17 protein-coding genes are annotated in these 23,703 nt (G+C 74.0%); 8 read left to right on the top strand and 9 right to left on the bottom strand.

Annotated features, from left to right (window positions below; all coding sequences use genetic code 11):
- Positions 1-123 precede the first annotated feature (123 nt).
- Together ACLJTM_RS14375 and ACLJTM_RS14370 are read left to right on the top strand one after the other, a co-directional pair.
- Positions 124-2,898 (top strand): CocE/NonD family hydrolase, encoded by a 2,775-nt coding sequence (locus tag ACLJTM_RS14375; protein WP_411103928.1) that lies wholly within the window; start codon positions 124-126, stop codon positions 2,896-2,898.
- A complete protein-coding gene (locus ACLJTM_RS14370; RefSeq protein WP_411103927.1) occupies positions 2,895-3,758 on the top strand; it encodes an ABC transporter permease in 864 nt (287 codons plus the stop codon). The genes ACLJTM_RS14375 and ACLJTM_RS14370 overlap by 4 nt, the downstream gene beginning before the upstream one ends.
- Before the next feature lie 64 nt (positions 3,759-3,822).
- On the opposite strand, the gene ACLJTM_RS14365 is transcribed toward ACLJTM_RS14370, so the two are convergent.
- From ACLJTM_RS14365 to ACLJTM_RS14345, 5 genes are all read right to left on the bottom strand, one after another.
- Positions 3,823-4,776 carry a D-2-hydroxyacid dehydrogenase family protein gene (locus tag ACLJTM_RS14365; RefSeq protein WP_411104311.1) on the bottom strand — a complete coding sequence of 318 codons (954 nt, stop codon included), beginning with the start codon at positions 4,774-4,776 and terminating at the stop codon, positions 3,823-3,825.
- Positions 4,777-4,970: 194 nt separating this feature from the next.
- A complete protein-coding gene (locus ACLJTM_RS14360; protein WP_411103926.1) occupies positions 4,971-5,921 on the bottom strand; it encodes an aldo/keto reductase in 951 nt (316 codons plus the stop codon).
- A gap of 189 nt (positions 5,922-6,110) precedes the next feature.
- The gene (galK, locus tag ACLJTM_RS14355) at positions 6,111-7,265 is read right to left on the bottom strand and encodes a galactokinase (RefSeq protein ID WP_411104310.1); all 1,155 of its coding nucleotides are present in this window, start codon (positions 7,263-7,265) and stop codon (positions 6,111-6,113) included.
- Positions 7,265-8,314, bottom strand: coding sequence for a galactose-1-phosphate uridylyltransferase (gene galT / locus ACLJTM_RS14350; RefSeq protein ID WP_411103925.1), 1,050 nt, complete (start codon positions 8,312-8,314; stop codon positions 7,265-7,267). The genes galK and galT overlap by 1 nt, the downstream gene beginning before the upstream one ends.
- 13 nt (positions 8,315-8,327) lie before the next feature.
- On the bottom strand, positions 8,328-10,235 hold the full coding sequence (locus ACLJTM_RS14345; RefSeq protein WP_411103924.1) for a glycoside hydrolase family 35 protein: 1,908 nt from the start codon (positions 10,233-10,235) through the stop codon (positions 8,328-8,330).
- A gap of 375 nt (positions 10,236-10,610) precedes the next feature.
- Here ACLJTM_RS14345 and ACLJTM_RS14340 point away from each other — a divergent pair, with 375 nt between their 5' ends.
- Positions 10,611-11,810: a substrate-binding domain-containing protein gene (locus tag ACLJTM_RS14340; protein WP_411103923.1), complete on the top strand. Its 1,200-nt coding sequence runs from the start codon at positions 10,611-10,613 to the stop codon at positions 11,808-11,810.
- A 1,314-nt stretch (positions 11,811-13,124) separates the two neighbouring features.
- Here ACLJTM_RS14340 and ACLJTM_RS14335 read toward each other — a convergent pair.
- Both ACLJTM_RS14335 and ACLJTM_RS14330 read right to left on the bottom strand, forming a co-directional pair.
- Entirely contained in the window at positions 13,125-13,919 is a 795-nt protein-coding gene (locus ACLJTM_RS14335) for a sugar phosphate isomerase/epimerase family protein (RefSeq protein ID WP_411103922.1), read from the bottom strand.
- A complete protein-coding gene (locus ACLJTM_RS14330) occupies positions 13,916-14,995 on the bottom strand; it encodes a LacI family DNA-binding transcriptional regulator (RefSeq protein ID WP_411103921.1) in 1,080 nt (359 codons plus the stop codon). The genes ACLJTM_RS14335 and ACLJTM_RS14330 overlap by 4 nt, the downstream gene beginning before the upstream one ends.
- 212 nt (positions 14,996-15,207) lie before the next feature.
- On the opposite strand from ACLJTM_RS14330, the gene ACLJTM_RS14325 reads away from it, so the two are divergent.
- The 4 genes from ACLJTM_RS14325 to ACLJTM_RS14310 all read left to right on the top strand — a co-directional run bounded on the left by ACLJTM_RS14325 (position 15,208) and on the right by ACLJTM_RS14310 (position 19,963).
- Positions 15,208-16,359 (top strand): Gfo/Idh/MocA family protein, encoded by a 1,152-nt coding sequence (locus ACLJTM_RS14325; protein WP_411103920.1) that lies wholly within the window; start codon positions 15,208-15,210, stop codon positions 16,357-16,359.
- On the top strand, positions 16,356-17,513 hold the full coding sequence (locus tag ACLJTM_RS14320; RefSeq protein ID WP_411103919.1) for a dihydrodipicolinate synthase family protein: 1,158 nt from the start codon (positions 16,356-16,358) through the stop codon (positions 17,511-17,513). The genes ACLJTM_RS14325 and ACLJTM_RS14320 overlap by 4 nt, the downstream gene beginning before the upstream one ends.
- On the top strand, positions 17,510-18,409 hold the full coding sequence (locus tag ACLJTM_RS14315; RefSeq protein ID WP_411103918.1) for a sugar phosphate isomerase/epimerase family protein: 900 nt from the start codon (positions 17,510-17,512) through the stop codon (positions 18,407-18,409). The genes ACLJTM_RS14320 and ACLJTM_RS14315 overlap by 4 nt, the downstream gene beginning before the upstream one ends.
- Before the next feature lie 1,158 nt (positions 18,410-19,567).
- A complete protein-coding gene (locus tag ACLJTM_RS14310; protein ID WP_411103917.1) occupies positions 19,568-19,963 on the top strand; it encodes an ATP-binding protein in 396 nt (131 codons plus the stop codon).
- Positions 19,964-20,038: 75 nt separating this feature from the next.
- On the opposite strand, the gene puuE is transcribed toward ACLJTM_RS14310, so the two are convergent.
- Both puuE and ACLJTM_RS14300 read right to left on the bottom strand, forming a co-directional pair.
- Positions 20,039-20,950 (bottom strand): allantoinase PuuE, encoded by a 912-nt coding sequence (gene puuE / locus ACLJTM_RS14305; protein ID WP_411103916.1) that lies wholly within the window; start codon positions 20,948-20,950, stop codon positions 20,039-20,041.
- Between the two features lie 176 nt (positions 20,951-21,126).
- Positions 21,127-22,062, bottom strand: coding sequence for a LysR family transcriptional regulator (locus tag ACLJTM_RS14300; protein WP_411103915.1), 936 nt, complete (start codon positions 22,060-22,062; stop codon positions 21,127-21,129).
- A gap of 187 nt (positions 22,063-22,249) precedes the next feature.
- Here ACLJTM_RS14300 and ACLJTM_RS14295 point away from each other — a divergent pair, with 187 nt between their 5' ends.
- Positions 22,250-23,536: an MFS transporter gene (locus tag ACLJTM_RS14295; RefSeq protein ID WP_411103914.1), complete on the top strand. Its 1,287-nt coding sequence runs from the start codon at positions 22,250-22,252 to the stop codon at positions 23,534-23,536.
- Positions 23,537-23,703: the final 167 nt, after the last annotated feature.

The following is a 23,703-nucleotide window of genomic DNA, read 5'->3' as shown; positions in this document are numbered from 1 at the left end:
GGACGGGGCGCCGCCGTGTACCGCGGACGCGGTACCCGCCGGGGCCGGTGTACTCCTCGGGAAGGTGGGGACGTCCGCCTTGCGGCGCTCGGGTCCGCGGTGGCGGGCGCATAGGGTTTCCCCATGAAGCTCCGACTGCCCCGGCGCCGCCGGGACCGCCTCCTCGCGGGCGCCGCCGCGCTCGCCGTCGTGGCGGGAGCCGGTACCTGGACGGCTTCGGCCGCCTCCGAGGACGCGCCGGCCGTGCACCGCCAGGACCAGATGGTGACCATGCCCGGGCCGGACGGGCCCGGGGTCCCCGTCGACACCTCCTTCTTCACGGCGGGCGGGGCGGGGAAACGTCCCGCCGTGCTCCTCGGCCACGGTTTCGGCGGCAGCAAGGACGACGTGCGGGCCCAGGCCGAGCGGCTGGCCCGGGACGGGTACGCCGTCCTGACCTGGTCGGCGCGCGGATTCGGCCACTCCGGGGGCAGGATCGGGCTGAACGACCCCGCGTACGAGGTCAAGGACGTCTCCCGGCTCGTCGACTGGCTGGCGGCCCGCCCTGAGGTGCGGCTCGATGCCGAGGGCGATCCGCGCGTCGGCATGGCCGGGGCCTCCTACGGGGGCGCCGTCTCCCTCCTCGGTGCCGGGTACGACCCGCGGGTGGACGCGATCGCCCCGCAGATCACCTACTGGAACCTGGCGGACTCCCTCTTCCCCGGCGGCGTCTTCAAGAAGCTGTGGGCCGGGATCTTCTTCACCACCGGCTCCTCCGCCGGAATGCAGCCCGGCCGGCCCGCGTCCGCGGGGCCGCAGGCGAAGGCCCAGGCGGAGGCCCCGGCCGCGGCGCAGGACCTTGCCGCGGCGGCCGCTCCCGGCTGCGGACGGTTCCAGCCCGAGCTGTGCGCGATGTACGAGCGGGTGGCGACGGCGGGGAAGCCCGACGCCGAGGCCCGCGCCCTGCTGGAGCAGCGCAGTCCTTCGGCGGTCGGTGACCGGATCAAGGTGCCGACCCTGATCGTCCAGGGGCAGGACGACTCGCTCTTCCCCCTCGACCAGGCCGACGCCATGGCGAAGGCCATCGCGGCGAACGGCGCCCCGGTCTCCGTGGACTGGGCGGCGGGCGGCCACGACGGCGGCATGCGCGAGGCGGGCCGGATCGAGGAGCGGGTGACGGCCTGGTTCGACCGCTACCTCAAGGAGGGCGCGCAGGGCGGTGCGGACACCGGTCCGGCGTTCCGCGTCTCACGTTCCGGAGGTATCGACTCCACCGACGGCGAGGTGCAGGTGCGCGGGGCCGACGGCGCGCGCTACCCGGGTCTGGCCTCCCCTGCGCGCTCGCTCGCCCTGGCGGGTCGGGAGCAGACCTTCGCCAATCCGGCGGGCGGTGCGCCGCCCGCGCTGTCCGCCCTGCCAGGCCTCGGCGGGCAGCTCGCCTCCCTCGGCGCGGGCCTCTCGCTGGATTTCCCGGGGCAGAACGCGCAGTTCCAGACGGAGCCGCTGACCGCTGACCTGCGGATCACCGGAGCCCCGACCGTCACCCTGAACGTGAGGTCGACGGCTGCGGACGGCAGCGCCGTGCTGTTCGGCAAGGTGTACGACGTCGGACCCGACGGGCGCCAGCAGGTCCTGCCGCATCAGCTGGTCGCGCCCCTGCGCGTGGAGGACGCCCGGCAGGGCCGGAACGTCGAGGTCAGGCTGCCCGCCATCGACCATGCCGTGGAGGCCGGTCACCGGCTGCGGCTGGTCGTCGCCGCGACCGACCTCGGCTACGCGAGCCCGGCCGCCCCGGCCGCGTACACGGTCTCGGCGCAGGGTCCGCTGGCCGTGCCCGTCGCCGACGGCGTGCGGACCGCCTCCACCGGGCTGCCGGCCTGGGTCTGGTGGCTGCCGCTGGGCGCCGCGCTGCTGGCCGCCGCGCTGCTCGGAATCCGCAGGACCGGGACGGGGTCCGGGTCCGGGGCGCGTGGCGGGCCGGCGCAGCCGGATCCCGCCCTGGCCGAGGTACCGCTGGAGATCACGGGCCTGACCAAGCGGTACGCGAAGGCCCAGGACCGGTACGCGGTGCGGGACCTGTCGTTCCGGGTGGAGAAGGGACAGGTGCTGGGGCTGCTCGGGCCCAACGGCGCCGGCAAGACCACCACGCTGCGGATGCTGATGGGGCTGATCTCGCCGGACGCCGGGGAGATCCGGGTGTTCGGCCACGCCGTGCGGGCCGGCGCCCCGGTCCTGTCCCGGGTCGGGGCCTTCGTGGAGGGCGCCGGCTTCCTGCCGCACCTGACGGGCCGGGCCAATCTGGAGCTGTACTGGCAGGCCACCGGCAGGCCCGCCGAGGATGCGCAGATGGCGCAGGCCCTGGAGATCGCCGGGCTCGGCGATGCGTTGGAGCGCGCGGTGCGCACGTACTCGCAGGGTATGCGGCAGCGGCTCGCGATCGCGCAGGCCATGCTCGGCATGCCGGACCTGCTGATCCTCGACGAGCCGACGAACGGTCTGGACCCGCCGCAGATCCGGGAGATGCGCGAGGTGATGATCCGCTACGCGGCGGGCGGGCGGACGGTCATCGTCTCCAGCCACCTGCTGTCGGAGGTGGAGCAGTCCTGCACGCACCTGGTGGTCATGGACCGCGGCCGGCTCGTGCAGGCGGGCGAGGTCGCCGAGATCACCGGCGGCGGGGACACGCTGCTGGTGACGGTGGCCGAGCCGGTGGACGAGGTCGGCGTCGAGAAGGTCGCGGCGCTGGAAGGCGTGGGCGGCGTGGTGGCCTCGGAGGACGGGCTGCTCGTAAGGCTCGAAGGGGCGACGGCCGCCGGGCTGATCGCCGAACTCGTACGGCTGGAGGTGCCGGTGACCGGAGTGGGGCCGCACCGCCGGCTGGAGGACGCGTTCCTCACCCTGATCGGAGGTTCGGCGTGAGCGCCGTACAGGAGGTGGCCCCGGGCTACCGGGCGAACCGCACGCTGCCGCTGCGGGTGGAGGCGCTGCGGCAGTGGCGCCGGCGGCGGACGCTGGTGATGGGCGGCGTGCTCGCCGCGCTGCCCGTCATCCTGATGATCGCGTTCGCGGTGGGCGGCGGGCCCGGCAGCCGGGGCGGCGGGAACGGCCGGATCACCCTCGTGGACACGGCCACGGCCTCCGGCGCGAACTTCGCCGCAACGTGCCTGTTCGTGTCGGCCGGTTTCCTGCTGGTGGTACCGGTGGCCCTGTTCTGCGGGGACACGGTGGCCTCGGAGGCCAGCTGGTCCTCGCTGCGGTACCTGCTCGCCTCGCCGGTGCCGCGGGCCCGGCTGCTGTGGAGCAAGCTGGTGGTGGCGCTGGGCTTCAGCCTGGCGGCCATGGTGCTGCTGCCGGTGGTGGCACTGGCGGTGGGGACGGCCGCGTACGGCTGGGGCCCGCTGAAGCTCCCGGCGGGCGGCGCCCTCGCCGCCGCGGACACGGTGCCGAGGCTGGCCCTCGCGGTCGCCTTCGTCTTCGTGTCGCAGCTGGTCACCGCCGGGCTGGCGTTCTGGCTCTCGACGCGCACGGACGCACCGCTGGGCGCGGTCGGCGGTGCGGTCGGCCTGACCATCGTCGGCAACGTCCTGGACGCGGTGACCGCTCTCGGGTCCTGGCGCGAGTTCCTGCCCGCGCACTGGCAGTTCGCCTGGGCGGACGCCTTGCAGCCCCAGCTGGAGTGGGGCGGGATGGTCAAGGGGGCGGCGGTGTCGGTGTCCTACGCGCTGGTGCTGTTCGCGCTCGCCTTCCGCGGGTTCTCCCGCAAGGACATCGTGTCCTGAGGGGGGCCCTGCCGGGAACCGGGCCCCCGCAGGCCGCGGCTGCGCCGGCGGCCGGTCCGGCGGGCTACGGGAGCACGCGCACCGGTGAGCCGTCGAGGAAGGCCTGGATGTCCTCGACGGCATGGCCGTAGTACGTGGCGTAGTTGGCGCGCGTGACGTAGCCCAGGTGGGGCGTGGCCAGCAGGCGCGGCGCGGTCCGCACCGGATGCCCGGGCGGCAGCGGCTCGACGTCGAAGACGTCGATGCCGGCGCCTGCGATGGCGCCGGTGTGCAGGGCCTTGAGCAGGGCGTCCTGGTCGACGATCGCGGCCCGGGAGGTGTTGACCAGATAGGCCGTCGGCTGCATGAGAGCCAGTTCCGCGGAGCCGATCAGGCCGCGGCTGCGCTCACCGAGCGCGAGGTGCACCGAGACGAAGTCGCTGTCCGCGAGGAGTTCCTCCTTGGATGCGGCGCGCCGGACACCCGCCTGGGCGCACCGCTCCTCGGTGAGGTTCGGGCTCCAGGCCGCCACGTCCATGCCGAAGGCGAGGCCGACGGCCGCGACTCGGCTGCCGATCTTGCCGAGGCCGAGGAGCCCGAGCCGGCGGCCGTGGAGGTCGGCGCCGACGCTCTGCTGCCAGGGACCGCCCTCACGCAGCGCGGTGTGCTCGGTGACGATGCCGCGGGCCAGGCCCAGCAGGAGGGCCCAGGTCAGCTCGACGGGCGGAGTGGAGGAACTGGCAGTGCCGCACACGGTGACGCCGTTCCGCTCGGCGGCGGCGTAGTCGATGACCGAGTTCCGCATGCCGGAGGCGATGAGCAGGCGCAGGCGGGGCAGCCGGTCGAGAAGCGAGGCCGGGAAGGGGACGCGTTCGCGCAGGGTGACGACGATGTCGAAGCCGGCCAGTCGGGCGACGAGTTCGTCCTCGTCGTCGGTGTGCTCGGCGAAGCTCACCACCTCGACCCGCCCGGCGAGGGCGGACCAGTCTGCGGCGGTGGCGGCGGCGCCCTGGAAGTCGTCGATCAGCGCACAGCGCAGCACAGCGGCGTCCGCGTCGGCACCGCCCGCGCGGGGATCGGCCGTACGAGCGTCGTCCGCGCGGGGATCGCGGGCGTCGGCCGTACGGGCGTCGGTCGTACGGGGATCGCGGGCATCAGCCGTACGGGAGCCGGTTCCGCGGCCGTCGGTCGTACGGGGGCCGGTCATGCGGGGGTCGGTCGTACGGGGGTCGGTCATGCGGGCACGACCGGGGCGATGGCGTCGATCGCGGCGAGCAGGTCCGCGTCCAGGGGGCGGTCGGCGGCGGCCGCGTTGGCCCGCACCTGATCGGCCGAGGTCGCCCCCGCGATGACGGAGGAGCAGCCGGGCTGTGCGGAGAGCCAGCCGATGGCCAGTTCGAGGACGCTGCGGCCGGACGTGTCGGCGAGCGCGGCCAGGGCTTCGACCACGTCGAGCCGCTCCTCGGTGAGGTAGGCGTCGCGGCCTTCGAGACGGGAGCCGGGCGGGACGGGCGCGCCGCGGCGGATCTTGCCGGTGAGCAGGCCGTTGGCGAGGGGGAAGTAGGGGAGCACGCCGACGCCGTAGTGCAGGGCCGCCGGGACCAGTTCGCGTTCGGCTCCGCGCTCCAGCAGCGACCACTGGTTCTGCGCCGACACGAAGGGCACCGAGCCCGTCTCGCGGGCGAGGTGGGCGGCCTCGGCCAGCTGCCAGCCGGTGAAGTTCGAGTGGCCGATGTAGCGGATCTTGCCCTCGGTGACGAGTTCGGTGAGGGCGGCCAGGGTCTCGGCGACGGGGGTGGCCGGGTCGGGGCTGTGCAGCTGGTAGAGGTCGATGTGGTCGGTCTCCAGGCGGCGCAGGGACTCTTCGACGGCCCGCCGGACGTATGCACGGCCCCCGCGTGACCCGGCTGCGGGCCCGTACTCCATGTCCATGCCGGTGAAGCCGAACTTGGTGGCGAGGACCACCTGGTCCCGGCGGCCCTTGAGGGCCTGGCCGAGGTGCCGCTCGGAGCCCCCGCGGCCGCCATAGATGTCGGCGGTGTCGAGGAGGGTGATGCCCGCGTCGAGCGCCGCGTCCACGACCTCGCGGGTGGCCCGGGCGTCGAGCCGGCCGCCGAAGTTGTTGCAGCCGAGCCCGACCGCGGAGACCTGTAGACCTGAACTGCCCAGGGAGAGATAACGCATGTGCTGCACGCCTCCGCACTCGTACGACGCCGGACCGGTCTTCGCGCCAGTCTAGAAGAGGCCGGCGGGGCCCGGCCGAGGACTCAACCCTCCTCGGCCGTGCAGGGGAGGGCGCAACCCTCCTCGGCCGTGCAGGCGGGGGGCGCCGGGTCCTGCCCGCCGCACGGCCGTCCGCCGCGCCGTGTCCGTTCAGAGCAGCCGGCCCGCTCCGGCCGCCGGCGCCGCCGCCGTGATGTGCGGGGGGAGGTGGCCGGCCGCGCGGAAGGCCGCCCTGACCGCGCGGGTCACCTCGGCTTCCGCGTCCGCGTCGATGAGGGCCAGAGCCGAGCCCCCGAAACCGCCGCCCGTCATCCGGGAGCCGTAGGCGCCCGCCGCCTGCGCCGTGGCCACCGCCAGGTCGAGCTCCGGGCAGGACACCTCGTAGTCGTCGCGCAGGGAGACGTGCCCCTCGGTGAGCAGCGGGCCCGTCTCGCGCAGCCGTCCCGCCCGCAGGAGCTCCCCGACCCGGGCGACCCGTTCGTTCTCGGTGACGACGTGCCGGACCCGCCGGCGCAGGACCGGGTCGTCGAGGCGGCCGAGCGCCTTGTCGAGTTCCGTGTGCGGGAGGTCGCGCAGGGCGGTCAGTCCGAGGGCTGCGGCAGCCTGGTGGCAGTCCGACCTGCGGCGGGCGTAGGCCCCGTCGGCGAGGGCGTGCTTGACCCGCGTGTCGATGACCAGCAGGCGCAGTCCGGCCGCCGCACAGTCGAAGGGGAGGTGGCGCTGCTCCAGGGTGCGGGTGTCCAGGTGGAGCGCGCGCCCTTCGATGGCGCAGGCCGATGCCATCTGGTCCATGACCCCGCAGGGGACGCCGACGTACGCGTTCTCGGCGCGCCGGGCCAGCGCGGCCAGTTCGGGCCGGGTGAGCGGCATCTCGTACAGCTCGGTGAGGGCCAGGGCCGTGGCGACCTCCAGGGCGGCGGAGGAGGACAGGCCCGCTCCCGTCGGCACGTCGGAGCCGATGTGCAGATCGGCTCCCCCGACGGGGAGGCCGGCGTCCAGCAGGGCCCACGCCACGCCGGCCGGGTACGCGGCCCAGCCGTCGTCGCCGTGCGGGGCGTGCGCCGGGTCCAGGCCGGCGAGGTCCAGGACCACCGGGCCGGAGGGGACGTCGGCGGAGTGCAGCCTGAGGGTCCGGTCGGCGCGCCGGGCGGCGGCCACCGCGGTCCGCTGCGGCAGCGCGAAGGGCAGCACGAAGCCGTCGTTGTAATCGGTGTGCTCGCCGATCAGGTTGACCCGGCCGGGGGCCGTCCAGACCCCTTCGGGCTCGTACCCGTACAGGTCCCGGAAGGCGTGCGCCGCCGCGATCACCACTGGTTTCCCGCCTCACGCAGCCGGGCGGCGGCGTCCTCGGGCCGGACGTCGTTCATGAAGGCTTCCATCCCTGATTCGGTCCCGGCGAGGTACTTCAGCTTGTCGGCGGTGCGGCGGACGGTGAACAGTTCGAGGTGGAGGGCGAAGTCATCGCGCCCGGCCCCGTCCACGGGAGCCTGGTGCCAGGCGGACACGTACGGGGTCGGCTCGGGGCGGTCGAAGAGCCGGTCGAAGCGCCGCAGCAGCTCCAGGTACAGGCGGGGGAACTCGGCACGGGCGGCCCCGCCCAGCGCGGGCAGGTCGGGCACCCGCACACGGGGGTACAGGTGCACCTCGTACGGCCAGCGCGCGGCGTACGGCACGAAGGCGGTCCAGTGCTCCCCCTCCAGGACCACGCGGGTGCCTTCGGCCCGTTCGCCGGCGAGCACCTCCTCGAAGAGGTTGCCGCCGGTGCGCTCGCGGTGGGCCGCGACGGTGGCGAGCATCCGGGCGGTGCGCGGGGTCACGAAGGGGAAGGCGTAGATCTGCCCGTGCGGGTGGGCGAGGGTGACGCCGATCTCGGCGCCCCGGTTCTCGAAGCAGTAGACCTGCCGCACGTCCTCGCGGGCGGAGAGTGCGGCGGTGCGGTCGATCCAGGCGTCCAGTACCAGCGCGGCGCGCTCCTCGTCGAGTTCGGCGAAGGAGGTGCGGTGGTCGGGAGTGAAGCAGATGACCTCGCAGCGGCCGGCGCCGCCGCCGAGGGAGGGGAACCGGTTCTCGAAGACGGCCACTTCGTAGTCGGCGGCCGGGATCTCGCTCGCGCGGCCCTGGGTGGACGGGCACAGCGGGCAGGCGTCGGCGGGCGGGTGGTAGGTGCGGCTCTGGCGGTGCGAGGCGATGACGACGGCGTCACCGAGCAGCGGATCGCGGCGCACCTCGGAGCGGGTGGCGGCGCCGGCCGGGTCGAGTGGCCGGGTGTCGGGGGCGGTGCGGTCCGCACCGTCGTGCGTGTCGTAGTAGAGGATCTCGCGGCCGTCGGCGAGACGGGTGCTCGTGCGCTTCACGTGCGGGGCTCTCTCACTGGAGGGTGACGACCGTGGGGCGGCCGAGGTCGGGCTGGTCCTGCAGCGGCAGTCGGGTGCCGGGGCGTTCCAGCTCCAGGACGATGATCTCGTTTCCGCCGGTCCGCCAGAGCGGTCCGGGGGCGTAGAGGGTGCGCTGCGGGCCGCGCGGCGTGTCGTAGTGGCCGAGGAGGAAGCCGTTGAGCCAGACCAGCCCGGTGCCCCAGTCGGACACGTCGACGAAGCCGTCGGCGGGGGCGTGCGCGGGCTCGTGGGTGAAGCGGTGGAAGGCGGGGGTGGCGGGGGTGGCGGGGATGGCGAGGGTGCTGGGGGTGGTCTGGTGCCCGTGCCCGGCGCCGTGCGCGGCGGAGGGCCTGGCGTCGCGGGTCGGGTCCTCGGACGCGTCGTGGGGCGCGTATGCGGGGGCTGTGAGGCCTGTCGGGCCCGTGAGTCCGGTGAGGTCCGTGAGCGGCAGCGGCCGGATCTCCCACTCGAACAGGTGCTGGTGGCCGTGGCGCACCCCGCGCCAGATGCCTTTGCGGTCGTCGAGGAGGGGCCCGTAGTTGACCCGGCCCTGGGCGCGGACGAGGACGTCGAGGACCACCCCGTCCTCCGCGACGGCCAGGTCGAGCCCCTCGTCGGGCGCGTTGCGGTCGAGGACGCCGAGCGGAACCCCGTCGGCGAAGACGTACGCGCGGTCTCCCAAACCGTCGATCCGGACGGGCATGGCGGGACGCGGGCCGGTGACGGTGGTGCGGTAGTGGATCAGCCCGTGGCTCTGACCGAGCCGCTCCATGGACTCGGGGGCCGCCCGTAGCACCGGGGGGCCGCCGAGCCGGTCGAGGGCGGCCAGGAGCGGGACGGTGCCTGCGGGGACGGCGAGCGCGGGGATGATCCGGGGCAGCGGTTCGGGCAGCGGCGCGTCGGGCAGCGGCACGTACTTGCCGATGACCTCCCGGAAGGCGTGGAACTTGGGGGTGAGTTCGCCGGCCTCACCGATGGGGGCGTCGTAGTCGTAGCTGGTGACGGTGGGTTCGTAGCCGGCTTCGCCGGGACGGGATCCGGTGTGGTTGGCGCCCGCCCAGAAACCGAAGTTGGTGCCGCCGTGGGCCATGTACAGGTTGACGGAGGCGCCGGTGGCAAGGAGTTCGTCGAGTGATGCGGCGGCCTCCTCGACCGCGCGGACGTGGTGGTCCTCGCCCCAGTGGTCGAACCAGCCGATCCAGAATTCCATCGCGGCCAGCGGACCGGTCTGCTGGTAGCGGCGCAGGACCTTGAGGCGTTCGGCCGGTCGGGCACCGAAGGTGGCGGTGGCGAGGCGGCCGGGGACCGTCCCCCCTTGGAGCATGGCGTCCTCGGGGCCGTCGGCGGTGAACAGGAGGCAGTCCACGCCGCGTTCGGTCAGGGCCTGCTCGATGTGGGCCCGGTAGCGGCTGTCGTTGCCGTAGGAGCCGTACTCGTTCTCGATCTGCACGGCCACCACGGGGCCGCCGCGGCCGGCGAGCAGCGGGAGCAGTTCGGGCACGACGAGGTCGAACCAGCCGTCCACCTCGGCCTGGAACCGCGGGTCGGAGCAGCGCAGCTGGAGCCCGTCGACCGCCAGGAGGCGGGCGGGCAGGCCACCGAAGTCCCACTCGGCGCAGATGTACGGGCCGGGGCGGACGACGGCGTCGAGGCCGAGGCTCTGGGCGGTGCGCAGGAAGCGGCCGAGGTCGCGCCAGCCGGTGAAGTCGGCTTTGCCGGGGGCGGTCTCGTGGAAGTTCCAGGGGACATAGGTGTCCACGGTGTTGGCACCGAGAGCGCGCAGCCGCCTGAGCCGGTCCTCCCACAGGTCCGGGTGGACCCGGAAGTAGTGCAGGGCGCCCGAGACGATGCGGTGGGGGCGGTCTGCTCGCCGGAATGCGTCCTGATCGTGCGTGAGCATGCGCTGACTCCCGGGAGAGGTCGGTCGTGATGCTGCGGGATGCGGACTCCGCCGAATATATGAACGCCGTGACGGCATCGTCAATGACCAGTTGATCGAAATCGATCGAATCGATCGTTTCGACAGCCTATGCTGACGGACGACGGACGACGGACGACGGACGACGGACGACGGACGACGGACGACGGACGATGGACGCACAGACGGCGGATGACAGTCACGGCCGGCGGATGACAGATGTTGGATGCCGGATGCCGGAGGTCGGCCACGGTCAGGGATGACGGCGGTACGGCTTCCGCCTGGAGCCGTCGTACGCTCTCACCGCCCCACCCACCACACCACCGGCAGACGGCGCGCAGACCGCAGGGGGATCCCTTGAGACCACACGTAGACCAGCGTCAGGCGCAGGTGCTCGCTCTCGTCCGGGAGCGGGGCAGCATCCGCGTGGCGGACCTGGCCCGGGAGCTCGGCGTCTCACCGGTCACCTTGCGCAGGGACATCGAGGCGATGGCGGCGCGGGGCGAGATCCAGCGCATGCACGGGGTGATCAGCCGGGCGGCGACGGAACGCTCCCCGGGCCCCGGCCTGACAGGATCCGCCGGTTCCGCGGCACTCCCCGGCTCCTCCGGCTCCCTCGGCGCGGCCGGTCCGGCCGGCTCGGCCGCCCTCACGCACTCGGGAGCCGGCCGTGCGGGGGCGGCGGGCAGCGGTGGCGAGGGGCTGGTGGTCGGCATGGTGGTGCCGACCACCGAGTATTACTACGCCGATGTCGTCCGCGGAGCCCGCGAGGCGGTGGAGGCGCGCGGAGCCCGCCTGCGGGTGGGGCTGACCCGCTACCTGCCGGGCGAGGACCGGACCCAGGCCGACCGGCTGCTGTCGACGGGGGCGCACGGCCTGCTGCTGACCCCGAACTGGGAGGCCGGGTCGCCCGGCCCGGACGAGGGGGCATGGACGGCCGAACTCCCCGTTCCGACGGTCTTGGTGGAACGCTGGGCCCCGCCGGGACACCCCGCCGCGGCCCTGGACCGCGTCTCCTCCGACCACGCCTACGGCGCCGCCCGGGCCGTGCAGCACCTGAAGGAGGCGGGCCACCGCCGGGTCGCCCTGGCCAGCCGGACCACCCCGACCACGGCGCGACTGCGGGCGGGTTACGAGGCCGCCGTCGCCGCCCTCGCTTTGGAACCGGCGCCCCCGTGGCCACCGGCCGACGCCGGACCGCTGTCGGACGCGGAGGCGTTCGCCCGGACCCTGGACTACCTGTGCGACGCGGTGACGACGGGCGGCGTGACCGCCGCCCTGATCCACAGCGACACCGACGCGATCATGCTGATCCCCCGCCTCCAGGCGCGCGGCGTCCGGGTGCCGGAGGACCTGGCCGTGATCACGTACGACGACGAGGTCGCCGGGATGGCGGACGTCCCGCTGTCGGCGGTGGCGCCGGCCAAGCACGAGGTCGGCGCCCGTGCGGCAGCCCTCCTCCTGGACCGCCTGACCGCCTCACCACCAACCCTCCCGTCCGACGAAGCCCCCCGCCAGCACCTGGACCTACTCCCCCGCCTGACCATCCGCCTCTAACGCCGCGCCCGCGAGCCGAACGGCCGCGCCGCGCTCGGGCGGCGGCGCGGGGCCGGGCATGCGACCGGTGGGCAGCCGGGCGGGCGGGCGGGCTGTAGCCAGGCGGGCGGGCAGGAGGACGCGGCGGCAAGCGAACAGGCAGGCGCGCGGCCGGGCAGAAGGACAGCGTGCGGGCAGGCGGACAGGCGGGCCGGCGCGCGGCCGGGCTGCAGGCGCGAACCGGCGGGCAAGCGAGCGGCCGGGCAAGCGAGCCCGGCCGGGCAGGCGGGTGGGCAGTCGAACGCGGCCGACAGGCGGACGGCCGGGCGAGCGGCCGAGCAAGCGCGCGAGCGGGCTGCAGGCGTGGCCGGACAGGCACACGGCCAAGCAGGCAAGCGGGCGCGGCCGAGCGGGAGGGCGGGCAAGCGCGCGAGCGGGCTGCAGGCGCGGCCAGGCAGGCGCGCGGCCAAGCAAGCGCGCGAGCGGGCGCGGCCAAGCGGGAGGGCGGCGGGTGCGCGGAGGGCCGGGTCCCCGCTCCGACCGCGTCGCCCCGTCGGGGCGGCGGCTCGGGCCGCGACCCGCGAGGGCAGCGCGCGCCGGGACTCCCGAAGCGATCAACCTCCCTCGGCCCTCTTCGACCAGGGGGCAGGACACCCAGCCGCCGGGGGCAACGCGACACGTCCGCCGGGCCGGTAGGGACCGCTACCGCAGCCGCTGGCGCGCTGTGCCGCGGCGCGGAACGCCGGACATCACAGCCCGCCCATCCCATCGTCCCGGCACCGGCACCGGCACCGCGGCCGGGGGTGACCGCGAGTCCTCCCGCGCCCGACACCGAGCTGTTCGGCCGGGGGTGGCCGCGAGTCTCCCGCGCCCTACACCGAGCTGGCGATCCCTACCGCCCGAGGCGCTGGCTGACACCGGGGCTTCGCACCGATCCGGAAGTAGCCGCCGCCCGGCTCCTCACCGCACGCGCCCCGCTTCGCCAGCCGGACCGCGCCGGACCGGGCCCGACCGGGCCGCGCCGGACCCGGCCGCGCCGCGCCGGACCGGACCGGGCCGCGCCGGACCGGGCCGCGCCGGACCGGGCCGCGCCGGACCGGACCGGGCCGCGCCGCGCCGGGTCGGACCGGACCGGGCCGGACCGGACCGGACCGGGCCGCGCCGCGCCGGACCGGACCGGGCCGCGCCGGGCCGGGCCGGGTCGGGCCGCGCCGGGCCGGACCGGGCCGCGCCGGACCGGGCCGGGTCGGGCCGCGCCGGGCCGGGCCGGACCGGGCCGCGCCGCGCCGGGTCGGGTCGGGTCGGGTCGGGTCGGGTCGGGTCAGGTCGTGCTTGTCAGGTGTCGGATTCGGCTGCCACGAGTTTCTCCAGGTAGGCGCGGCCCGGGGTCAACTGGTGTGGCAGGTCTGCCGCTTCGGGATGCCAACGCTTCTCGTACTCCCAGCAGAGCCAGCCGTCCTGTGGGGCGAGGGCTATCGCCTCGGCCAGCGGCAGTACCCCTGCACCCAGGGTGAGCGGGGTGAGGTCATGTGCGGACGCCACGTCCTTCACCTGTATGTAGCCCAGGTGCTTCGCCAAGGCGCGCCGGGAGATGTCCGGCGGCTCGCCGCCGAGCCAGGTGTGCAGTACGTCCCACAGCGCTCCGACGGCCGGGTGTCCGACCTGGTCCAGTACGCGTGCGGCGGCGACCGCGGTCCGGTGGGAGTCGTGGGTTTCCAACAGGAGCCGCACACCGTGCTGTTCGGCGAACGGCGCCGCTGCCTGGAGCCTGCGCACAGCGTCGGCGTCGGCGACGGTGGCGGGCAGGTCCGCTCCGCCGGGGAAGACCCGGACCCGGGGGGATTCGAGGTCGGCGGCGAGGCGGATCAGCGCTCGCAGCTCGTCGAGGACCGGTTCGTCCGCGCCGGGCGCCGCCACCTTGGTGTATCCCGCCACGGCGACGACCCCGACGCCTGCCGCCCGGAGGGTTCGCCGTGCCGCGGTGCGCTCGCCGGCCGGGGTGGCAGGGTGCAGCGGCTCCTCGGGGTGGGCGCGCAGTTCGAGTCCATGGAACCCGTGGGCGGCTGCCAGGCCTGCGCTCCGGTCGATCGTGGCACCGGGCAGGCCGAGGGTGGAGAAGGCGTACTTCACCGACGGCTCCTTTTGGCTGCTGGGGGCGGTCCGGTGGAGCCGCGCACCATCAGCTCCGTGGGCAGGGTGGTGATGCCGCCGGGGGGCGGTTGCCGGCGGCCTGTGACCAGGTGGGCGGCGAGCCCGCCCGCCTCACGCAGCGGCACGCGCACGGTGGTAAGCGCGGGCGCGGTATCGACGCAGAAGGGGAGGTCGTCGAAACCGGCGACGGATACGTCCTGCGGGATCCGTATGCCCGCATCGTGCAGGGCTGCGGCTACTCCGGTGGCCACGGTGTCGTTGGCGGCGGCGACCGCGGTGAAGGGTGCACCCCGGCGGAGCAGTTCGCGGGTCGCGTCGTATCCCGCGGAGCGTTCGAAGCCTGCGTGCACGGTGAGTGGCGCGCAGGTCTCGGCCAGGGCGGGGTCGTGTCGGAAGAGGGCGGCCTGGTGTCCGGCGAGGCGTTCGCGCGTGGTGCTCAGATCGGGCGGCCCCGCGACGTAGGCGATGCGCCGGTGTCCGAGCGTCAGCAGGTGTTCGGCGAGACGGAAGGCCCCGCCGTGGTCGTCGAACATCACGGTGGCTACGGGCAGGCCCGGGGGGACGGGCAGCGGGGGCCGGCCGCAGAGCACCACGGGGGCGCCGGTGGAGGCCATGCGGGCGATGCGCGCGGCGAGGGCAGCGGTGTGGCCGGGCTCTTCCACGGCGCCCCCGGTCAGGACCACTCCCCCGGCGCGTTGTCCTTCCAGCAGGGTGAGGTAGGCGAGTTCGGCGCTGGGGTCGCCCTCCGTGTTGCAGACGACGGCGAGACGTCGGATGTCGGAGCGGCCGACGGGGGAAAGGGCTCGTTGCAGGGAGCCTGCGAGGATCCCGAAGAAGCTGTCCGCGACATCGTGGACCAGCACGCCGACGAGGTCGGAGGTGGCGGCCGCGAGGGCGCGGGCCGGGCCGTTGGCCACATAGCCGAGTTCTTCGACCGCCTGCTCCACGCGCGTCCGGGTGCCGCCCGCCACCGGGTACCCGCCGTTGAGCACGCGCGAGACCGTGGCGGGCGATACGCCTGCGTGCGCCGCGACTTCAGCGAGGGTGACCGCCATCGTGCACCTCCCCTTTCCTCTTCCGGACCGTGCGTGGTGTGGACCGGGTCATCGTCTCATCCGGTTCCGTGCCTCCATACTGACGCATGGAGAAAGCGCTTTCTATCACCCGTACGAGTGTTGCATTGCGTCGATGCGCCGCCCTAGCCTGGTGGTCATGAAAGCGCTTTCTATCCGCTTTCCATTCGGTGGGACATCAAGGAGGGGACACCGTGGCACGCAAGACGATCAAGATCGCCATGAACGGCGTGACCGGGCGCATGGGGTACCGCCAGCACCTCGTCCGCTCCCTGCTCGCCTTGCGCGAACAGGGCGGCCTGGACCTCGGTGACGGCACGACGCTGTGGCCCGAACCGGTGCTGGTGGGGCGGCGGGAGGCCGCGCTGCGGACCATCGCGGAGCAGCACGGGCTGAAGCACGTCAGCACGGATCTCGCAGCCGTGCTGGCCGACCCGGAGGTCGAGATCTACTTCGACGCCCAGGTGACCGGGGCCCGCGAGTCGGCAGTACGGCAGGCCATAGCCGCAGGCAAGCACGTCTACTGCGAGAAGCCGACCGCCCTGAGTTTCGCGTCCTCGCTCGAGCTGGCCCGCCTGGCGGCAGCCGCGGGGATCAAGCACGGGGTCGTCCAGGACAAGCTGTTCCTGCCGGGTCTGCTGAAGCTGAGAAGACTCATCGAAGGCGGTTTCTTCGGGGACGTCCTCTCCGTGCGCGGGGAGTTCGGCTATTGGGTGTTCGAGGGGGACTGGCAGCCCGCGCAGCGACCCTCGTGGAACTACCGGGCCCAGGACGGCGGGGGCATCGTCGCCGACATGTTCCCGCACTGGGAGTACCTGCTGCACGAGCTGTTCGGCCGTGTCCGCACCGTCCAGGCGCTCACCCGTACCCACATCAGCCGCCGGTGGGACGAGCAGGGCAAGCCGTACGGGGTGACGGCCGACGACGCCGCATACGGCATTTTCGAACTGGAGGGAGGAGCCGTCGCGCAGGTCAACTCCTCCTGGGCAGTCCGGGTCCACCGCGACGAACTGGTCGAATTCCAGGTCGACGGCACGCACGGCTCCGCCGTCGCCGGGCTGCGCAGCTGTCGCGTCCAGCACCGGGCCATGACTCCCAAGCCGGTGTGGAACCCGGATCTGCCGCAGTCGGAGTCCTTCCGCGGGCAATGGCAGGACGTACCGGACAACGCCCCCGCGGACAACGGGTTCAAGGCCCAATGGGAGCTGTTCCTGCGCCATGTGGTCTGCGACGGGCCCTGGCAGCGGGACCTGCTCGCGGGGGCGCGGGGAGTCCAGCTCGCCGAACTCGGCCTGCTGTCCTCGGCGGAAGGGCGCCGCGTGGCCGTCCCGGAGGTGGTCCTGTGAGCATCCGACTGCCCTCCGCTGACGGCTCCTACCGCCTGTACCAACCGAACACCGACCCCTTCACGCCCCTGAGGTGCGGTCCGGCACGGACGCGCATCCTCTACTCGGCCGCGCACGTGGTTGCCGACCCGCTGGCCGCCTCGGTCGAAGCCGGCCCGGCGGTCGACTGGGATGCCTCATTGGCCTTCCGTCGCCGCCTGTGGAACCAAGGTCTGGGAGTGGCCGAAGCCATGGACACCGCCCAGCGGGGGATGGGCCTGGACTGGCCGACCGCGGCGGAGCTAATTCGTCGCTCCGCCACCGAGGCCCGGGCCTTGGGCGCCCGACTGGTCTGCGGCGCGGGAACCGACCAACTGGCTTCCGGCGCCCCGCACTCCGTTGCCGCCATCACCGCCGCGTACGAGGAGCAGCTGGCTCATACCGAGGACTGCGGGGCCGGGGCGGTCCTGATGGCTTCTCGGGCTCTGTGCGCTGCCGCACGTGGGCCGGAGGACTACCTGGAGGTCTACGGGCACCTGCTCCGGCAGAGCTCCCGTCCAGTGGTCCTGCACTGGCTGGGGCCGATGTTCGACCCGGAACTGGCCGGCTACTGGGGCCATCACGACCTGGACGCGGCGACGGACGTCTTCCTGCAGATCGTCGCCGAGCACCCGGAGAAGGTGGACGGGGTCAAGGTCTCGTTGCTGGACGCGGAAAGGGAGGTCGGCATCCGCCGTCGGCTGCCGGCCGGAGTGCGCTGCTACACCGGGGACGACTACCACTATCCCGAACTGATCGCCGGTGACGGCGCGGCGGCCAGTGACGCCCTCCTGGGGATCTTCGATCCGATCGCGCCCATTGCCGCCCGTGCCGCGCTCGCGCTCGATCAGGGCGATCCCGCGGGCTTCCGTGAGCTCCTGGACCCTACGGTGCCGTTGTCGAAACACCTTTTCGCCCGACCTACCCGCTTCTACAAGACGGGGGTGGTACTGCTGGCTTGGCTGGCGGGGTACCAGGAGCACTTTGCCATGGTGGGCGGACTGCAGTCGGCCCGGTCGCTCCCCCACCTGGCCACGGCCTACGAGCTGGCCGACGGACTGGGACTGTTCCCCGATCCGGAACTCGCCGAGGACCGGATGCGCCGCCTGCTCTCGGTATACAGGGTGGCGTCATGACCCTTCCCTCCGTCCCTGTCCCCACTCCTGCCCGCAGCGCCGCAGCCACCCAGGCCCCACCACAGAGCCCCGCCCCGGCCCGGTTGAGTTTGAACCAGGAGACGATACGCCAGTGGTCCCTGCCTGAGCTGGTGGCCGGGTGCACGGCTGCCGGGGTGCGGACGGTGGGCCTGTGGCGGGAGCCGGTCCAGCGCTACGGGCTCCGGAAATCCGCACAGCTGGTGGCGGGGGCCGGGCTGCGCGTCAGCTCCCTGTGCCGTGGCGGGTTCTTCACCGGTACGGACCGGGCCGGCCGGGCGGCGGCCCTCGACGACAACCGCCGGGCAGTGGAGGAGACGGCGGAGCTCGGCGCCGACACGCTCGTGCTGGTGTCCGGCGGCCTGCCGCCCGGGGATCGCGACCTGGTCGGCGCGCGCGGGCGGATCGCCGAAGTCCTGTGCGAGCTGGCCCCCTGGGCGTCCGCACACGGGGTGCGGCTGGGTATAGAGGCGCTGCATCCGATGTTCGCCTCGGACCGTTGCGTGGTCTCCACGCTGGGGCAGGCTCTGGACCTGGCCGAGTTGTTCCCGGCGGAGCAGGTGGGAGTGGTCGCCGACGCGTACCACGTGTGGTGGGACGAGCGGCTGCCCGTCGATCTGCTCCGGGCGGGCAAGAGCGGGCGCCTTGTATCCGTCCAGGTGGCCGACTGGGTGACGCCGCTACCGGAGGGCGTGCTGCTGGGGCGAGGGCAGCTGGGCGACGGGTGCATCGACCTGCGGGGCTTTCGGGAGGCGGTCGACGCAGCCGGCTACCGGGGGCCGGTGGAGGTCGAGATATTCCAGCCGGACCTGTGGGCGCGGGACGGCGGAGACGTGCTGCGGGAGGTGATCGACCGCTACCGCAGGCACGTCGCATGACGAGGCGTGCGCGACCAGCCAACCGAGCGACCACCGGGCGACCTGTGGCCCTGTCGCCCGGGCGGGTACGGTCCGGGCCAGCCAAAGCCGACGGGGCCGGCGGGACTGCCGAACGTGCCGGGCGAGCCGAGCCGACCGGACCTGCAGCACCTGCCGGACCAGGACCAGCCGGGCCTGCCGAAACCTGATGCCGGACCAGCCGGGCCGACCGGACCAGCGGACCAGCCGGACCAGCCGGACCAGCCGGACCAGCCGGGAAGTGTCGGCTCCGCCGGGTAGGGCGGTACGTTTCGCGGGCGGCGGGGTCAGGTCTGGTAGGTCGTACTTCATGCCGATGCCGAGAGGCTTGTGGGGCGGGAGGGCCCCGGTGCCAACGATGTCGAGGACGGGCGGGAGGAGGCGTTCTGCCAGCCGCGCCCTTCCGACGGGGTCAGCTCGGCCCACGGCGGGGAGGCGGGTTTCTCGGTGCGCTGTTCGGTGGCGGCGCGCAGCGCCAGCGCGGCTTCGGTGGCTGTGCCTTCGTCATCGAGCGGGCCCCGGGAGGCGAGCCGGGACCGGGGCTGCGGCCCATGCGTCCGGCGGCCGCTGACGGCTCTCGACGACCTCGGCCGGGTGCCGCACCGCTGCCCGCTTGGAGGAAAGGGGACTCGACCGGGTCGAGGTGGCGGGATTGCAGGGCGACAATTTGTCCGTTGCCGTGGTGCTCCGGCAGGATCCGACCACGTGGCAAAGCACCTGTGCGACGCGCCGGGCCAGGGCAGGGCTGCGTTCGCGGCGGTCAGGGCCGTCCGGCCGTCACCGCGGCCTCGGCGGCCCGACGGACCAACCAGGCCCGCTTCGGCCAGGTCCGCCGAGGTGGTGCGGTCGCCGAGCAGGCCGCACAGCGCGCGGTCGGTGGTGGTTCGGGCCGCCAGACCCTGGGACGGCGTGGCGGTCTCAACCCGTGCCAAGGGGCGGGCCCGGATGCCGTGTGGGTCTTTGCTCGGTGGTGTGGGAGGCCCTCACCAGGACGCAGAGAGGCCGACTACGGCACTGGCCATGCCGGCCACCCGGCCGGTCGGCCGGGTGGGTTTGGTCGGTCCGGGAGCGGGCACGGAATGCCGCGTAGAGCGGACCGGGCAGTGAGCGGCAGTGAGCGGCAGAGACCGGAGTGACCTGATGAACGTGGTGACCGTCGACACGGCAACCGACCGGTGCGCGCGGTCCGCCACCGGGGCACGCGCCGCCACCCGGGCCTTCCTGGAAGCGCTCGGCCACTCCTCGATCGCCGCCGAAGCCGCGGACACCGTCGTCCTGGTCGTCTCCGAACTCGCCACCAACGCCCTGCGCCACGGGGGCGGCGCCTTCGATCTCCGCCTGACGGCCCACCCCGACACCATCGAGGTGGCCGTCGACGACTCCAGCCCGCGGCTGCCGCGCCTGCGCACCCCCGACCTCCGCCACGGCACGGGCGGTTTCGGCTGGCCCATGGTCAACCGTCTGGCCACGGCCACCGCGGTGTCCCCCCGTCCGTGCGGAGGGAAGACCGTACGGGCGTTCCTGCCCCGCTGGTGACCTGACGGCGGCGACCGTCCGCGGCCGCAAGGAGATCGTGCTCCGGCCCTTCGCCGGGCCGTGCTGGATGCCGGCTCAGCGCAGCGGAGGATGCGTGGCGAGCCAGTGCCGCGCGATCTGTTCGCGTGTGGCGATCCACGCCCCGCCGCATCGCGCGACGTGACGCAGGAAGCCGTCGAGGACGCGGATGCGGCCGGGGCGCCCGATGATCCGGCAGTGCAGGCCGACGCTCATCATGCGCGGGCGGTCGGCCCCTTCGGTGTACAGCGTGTCGAAGGTGTCGATGAGGTAGGAGAGCATGTCGCCGGCGGTCGTGAAGCCGTGGACGATGAGGAACTTGAAGTCGTTGGCGTCCAGGCTGTACGGCAGAACGAGGTGCGGGTGGCCGTCGGCCGCCTCGACGTAGAACGGCAGGTCGTCGCTGTAGTCGTCGCTGTCGTAGAGGAAGCCGCCGTCCTCGGCCACCAGCCGCCGGGTGCGGAGACTGGTGCGGCCGGTGTACCAGCCGACGGGCCGGCGTCCGACGAGCCGCTCGATCGTCGCGATCGAGCGGGCGATGTCGGCGCGTTCGGTCTCCTCCGGCACGTGGCGGTAGTCGATCCAGCGCCAGCCGTGGCTCGCCACCTCCCAGTCGGCGGCGGCCATCGCCCGCGCCGCGTCCGGGTTGCGTTCCAGTGCCTGCGCCACGGCGTGGACGGTCAGTGGCGCACCGTGCGCCGCGAGGGTGCGGTGGATGCGCCAGAAGCCGGCGCGTGCGCCGTAGGCGAAGAGGGATTCGACGTTGAGATCGCGGCCGCCCACGACCGGTGGGGCCCCGACGAGTTCGTGGAGGAAGCCCTCGGAGGCGGGATCGCCCTCCAGGACGTTGTGCTCCCCGCCCTCCTCGTAGTTGAGGACGAGGCTGACGGCGACGCGGGCGCCGCCCGGCCAGGCGGCGTGCGGTGGCTGGGCGCCGTAGCCGGCGAGGTCGCGCGGATGCTCGGACACGGCGGCACCCTACCCTCGCGCCGCCTCGCCGGCGCGGGGCCACGCGGGGGAACGCCACGCCGCTGTCCGCGGACGACGCAGCATCGCGCCGGGTGCTCGTGGGGAACCCGCCCGGTCACCTTGCGGCGTCCTCCGCTTCGCGGGGCGGACGCCGGCCACGTGGTCCGGCGCGGTGTTCAGCGGGCGGCCACCCAGCTCGGCGTCCATGTCCCGGCACCGGCCTGGCGGCCTGCCGTGGCGGCGAGGTGGGCGCGGAGGGCGGCCAGCGCCGGATGGGGGTTGTCGCGGTGCCACAGCAGCGAGTGCGGGTAGACGGGCGTCGGGTCGGTCACGGGGATGCGGCGCAGCCCGTGTCCTGCGGGCCATACGAGGCGTGTCTGCTCGCCCATGAAGGTGGCGAGGGCGGGGGTGTCGGCGATGGTGTCGAGGAGGGCGTCCGATCCGAAGTTGGGACCGGTCGCCTCGATGGTGAGGCCGAACTCGGCGACGAGGTCGTCGTAGTAGGCGGCCCACTCGGTGCCGGGGACGATGCCGGGCATCCAGATCCGGTGTCCGGCGAGCTGCGCCACGGTCACCGACCGGGCGGTGGCCAGCGCGTGGTCGGGGCCGGTGAGGAGCTGGAGCGGCTCGTCGAGGACCCGGACGGATTCGATGTCCTCGGGGAGGGGTTTGCCGGGCACGGCGACGGCGCGGAAGGAGGCGTCGATCGCTCCGGACCGGATGGCGGCGACGGCCGTCTCGATGTCGAAGAGCATCACCACGTCGAGGTCGGTCCCGGGGTGCGCGCGGTGGAACCCGCGCATGAGGCCCGTCGCCGCGACGCGTGAGGCGATCACATCGACGCGCAGCGGACGGACGCCGGCGCGGACGGACGCGGCCGCGCGCTCGGCGACGCGCAGCAGCTCGCGCGCGTGGGGAAGGAAAGCCTGCCCGTCGATGGTGAGCTCGGCGCCGCGCGCGGTACGCGTGAACAGCCGTACGCCGAGGTTTCGCTCCAGCGCCGCGATGCGTTTGGAGACGGCCTGCTGGGTGACCGCAAGGTCGGCTGCGGCCTCGCGGAACTGCCCCGTGTCGGCGATGCCGACGAAGGTACGGACGGTTTCGAGGTCCATGCCGACCCCTTTCCGAGATATGCCGACACCCTAGGGGAACAACCACGGGTTGTGCGGGGCGGCGCCGCGGTTGTTTGCCGCCCGGTCGTCGCGCTGGCTTTGATGCTTCCTGCCGCGAATCGGGCGCGGATCGGTCGCACACCGATCGCGGATCGGTTGTACGGGCAGGGGCAGGGGAGCGGCGGCCATGCGGAGGGGACATCGGCGGGGACATCGGCGGGGGCACCGGCGGGGACATCCGCCCGGACGCCGGCTGGGGCGGCCGTTCGGGTGGCTGTGGGGAGCGTACGGGACGAGTGCGCTCGGCACCTGGCTCGCCTTCGGCGCGTTCCCGCTGATCGCCCTCCAGGTGCTGCACTGCGGACCGGCCGAGGTGGCCGCGCTGTCCTCGGTGGGGGCTGCGGTGGGTGCGGTGGTGGCGGTGCCGCTCGGGCCCTGGGTGGAGTTCCGCCGCAAGCGCCCGGTGCTGATCGCCATGGACCTGGTGCGGTGCGCCGCGCTGCTGACGATCCCCGCCGCGCATGCGCTCGGCGCGCTCACCTTCGTGCAGCTGCTCCTGGTCACCGTGGTCGTCGGGGCGGCCGACATCGGCTTCCGCGCCGCCTCCGGTGCCTACCTGAAGGCGCTGCTGCCCGCCGAGGACCTGTTGGTCGCCCAGGCCCGGTTCGAGGCCACGGCCTGGACCACCACGATCATCGGTCCGCCGCTGGGGGGCGCGGCGATCGGGCTCCTCGGTCCGATGGCGACGGTGGCGGCCGATGCGTTCAGCCACCTGCTGTCGGCGCTCGGCATCCGCGCGATCGGCGGGCACGAGCCGCCGCCCGAGCCGCGGGAGGGCGCGCGCCTGCGGGCCGGGGACCTGCTCGACGGCTGGCGGTACATCCTCGCCGAGGCGACGCTGCGCCCGCTGTTCTTCAACACCGCGCTGTTCAACGCCCTGGTGATGGCCACGCAGCCGCTGCTGGCCGTCCTGATGCTGGGCCCGCTCGGGTACACGCCGTGGCAGTACGGCCTCGCCTTTGCCGCGCCCTCGATCGGCGGGCTGCTCGGTTCGCGGATCGCCCGAACGCTCGTCGCCCGGTTCGGGCAGCACCGGGTCCTGGTCGTGTCGGGGTCCCTGCGCGCGGTCTGGCCCCTCGGCCTGGTCTTCATGGGACCGGGCACCGGGGGGCTGTTGCTGGTGACGGGCGTCGAGTTCGGGCTCATCCTCTGCTGCGGAATCTTCAACCCCGTCTGCGCCACCTACCGTCTGCAGCGGACCGCGACCGACCGGGTCGCCCGCACCCTGTCCGCCTGGGCCGTCACGGCCAAGGCCTCGACCGCCCTGCTGACGGCCGTCTGGGGTGGGCTGGCCGTCCTGCTCGGCGCCCGCGCGGCCATCGGCCTGGCCGGTGTACTGCTGCTGGCGACCCCGGTGCTGCTCCCCCGCCGCACGGCGGCGCTGCCCTGCGAGCCGGCGCCGGAGCCCGCCTGACGGCGGCCCGGCGGGCTCGCTCCACGCCGACCGAGGACAGGCTGCCGAGCGGCCCGCCCCGGCATCCGGTCCGGTGCGTCGGCGACGCGCCCCGGTTCCGGATCGAGTGCGCCCGAAGGACCGGACCTGTCGGTACCGGTTCCACCTCCCGGGTCAAGACTTCACCA

This window comes from Streptomyces sp. cmx-4-9 (assembly GCF_046548835.1).
Classification (GTDB): Bacteria; Actinomycetota; Actinomycetes; order Streptomycetales; family Streptomycetaceae; genus Streptomyces.
The sequence above is the reverse complement of the archived record's forward strand: the minus strand, read 5'-3'. Positions and strand labels throughout refer to the sequence as shown.

What these genes read in the sequence shown, in the direction of transcription:
- ACLJTM_RS14375 (WP_411103928.1), top strand. Translation starts at nt 124, where the DNA reads ATGAAGCTCCGACTGCCCCGGCGCCGCCGGGACCGCCTCCTCGCGGGC.
- ACLJTM_RS14330 (WP_411103921.1), bottom strand. Translation starts at nt 14,995, where the DNA reads ATGGCGGTCACCCTCGCTGAAGTCGCGGCGCACGCAGGCGTATCGCCC.
- ACLJTM_RS14310 (WP_411103917.1), top strand. Translation starts at nt 19,568, where the DNA reads ATGAACGTGGTGACCGTCGACACGGCAACCGACCGGTGCGCGCGGTCC.
- ACLJTM_RS14315 (WP_411103918.1), top strand. Translation starts at nt 17,510, where the DNA reads ATGACCCTTCCCTCCGTCCCTGTCCCCACTCCTGCCCGCAGCGCCGCA.
- ACLJTM_RS14295 (WP_411103914.1), top strand. Translation starts at nt 22,250, where the DNA reads ATGCGGAGGGGACATCGGCGGGGACATCGGCGGGGGCACCGGCGGGGA.
- ACLJTM_RS14300 (WP_411103915.1), bottom strand. Translation starts at nt 22,062, where the DNA reads ATGGACCTCGAAACCGTCCGTACCTTCGTCGGCATCGCCGACACGGGG.
- ACLJTM_RS14345 (WP_411103924.1), bottom strand. Translation starts at nt 10,235, where the DNA reads ATGCTCACGCACGATCAGGACGCATTCCGGCGAGCAGACCGCCCCCAC.
- ACLJTM_RS14360 (WP_411103926.1), bottom strand. Translation starts at nt 5,921, where the DNA reads ATGCGTTATCTCTCCCTGGGCAGTTCAGGTCTACAGGTCTCCGCGGTC.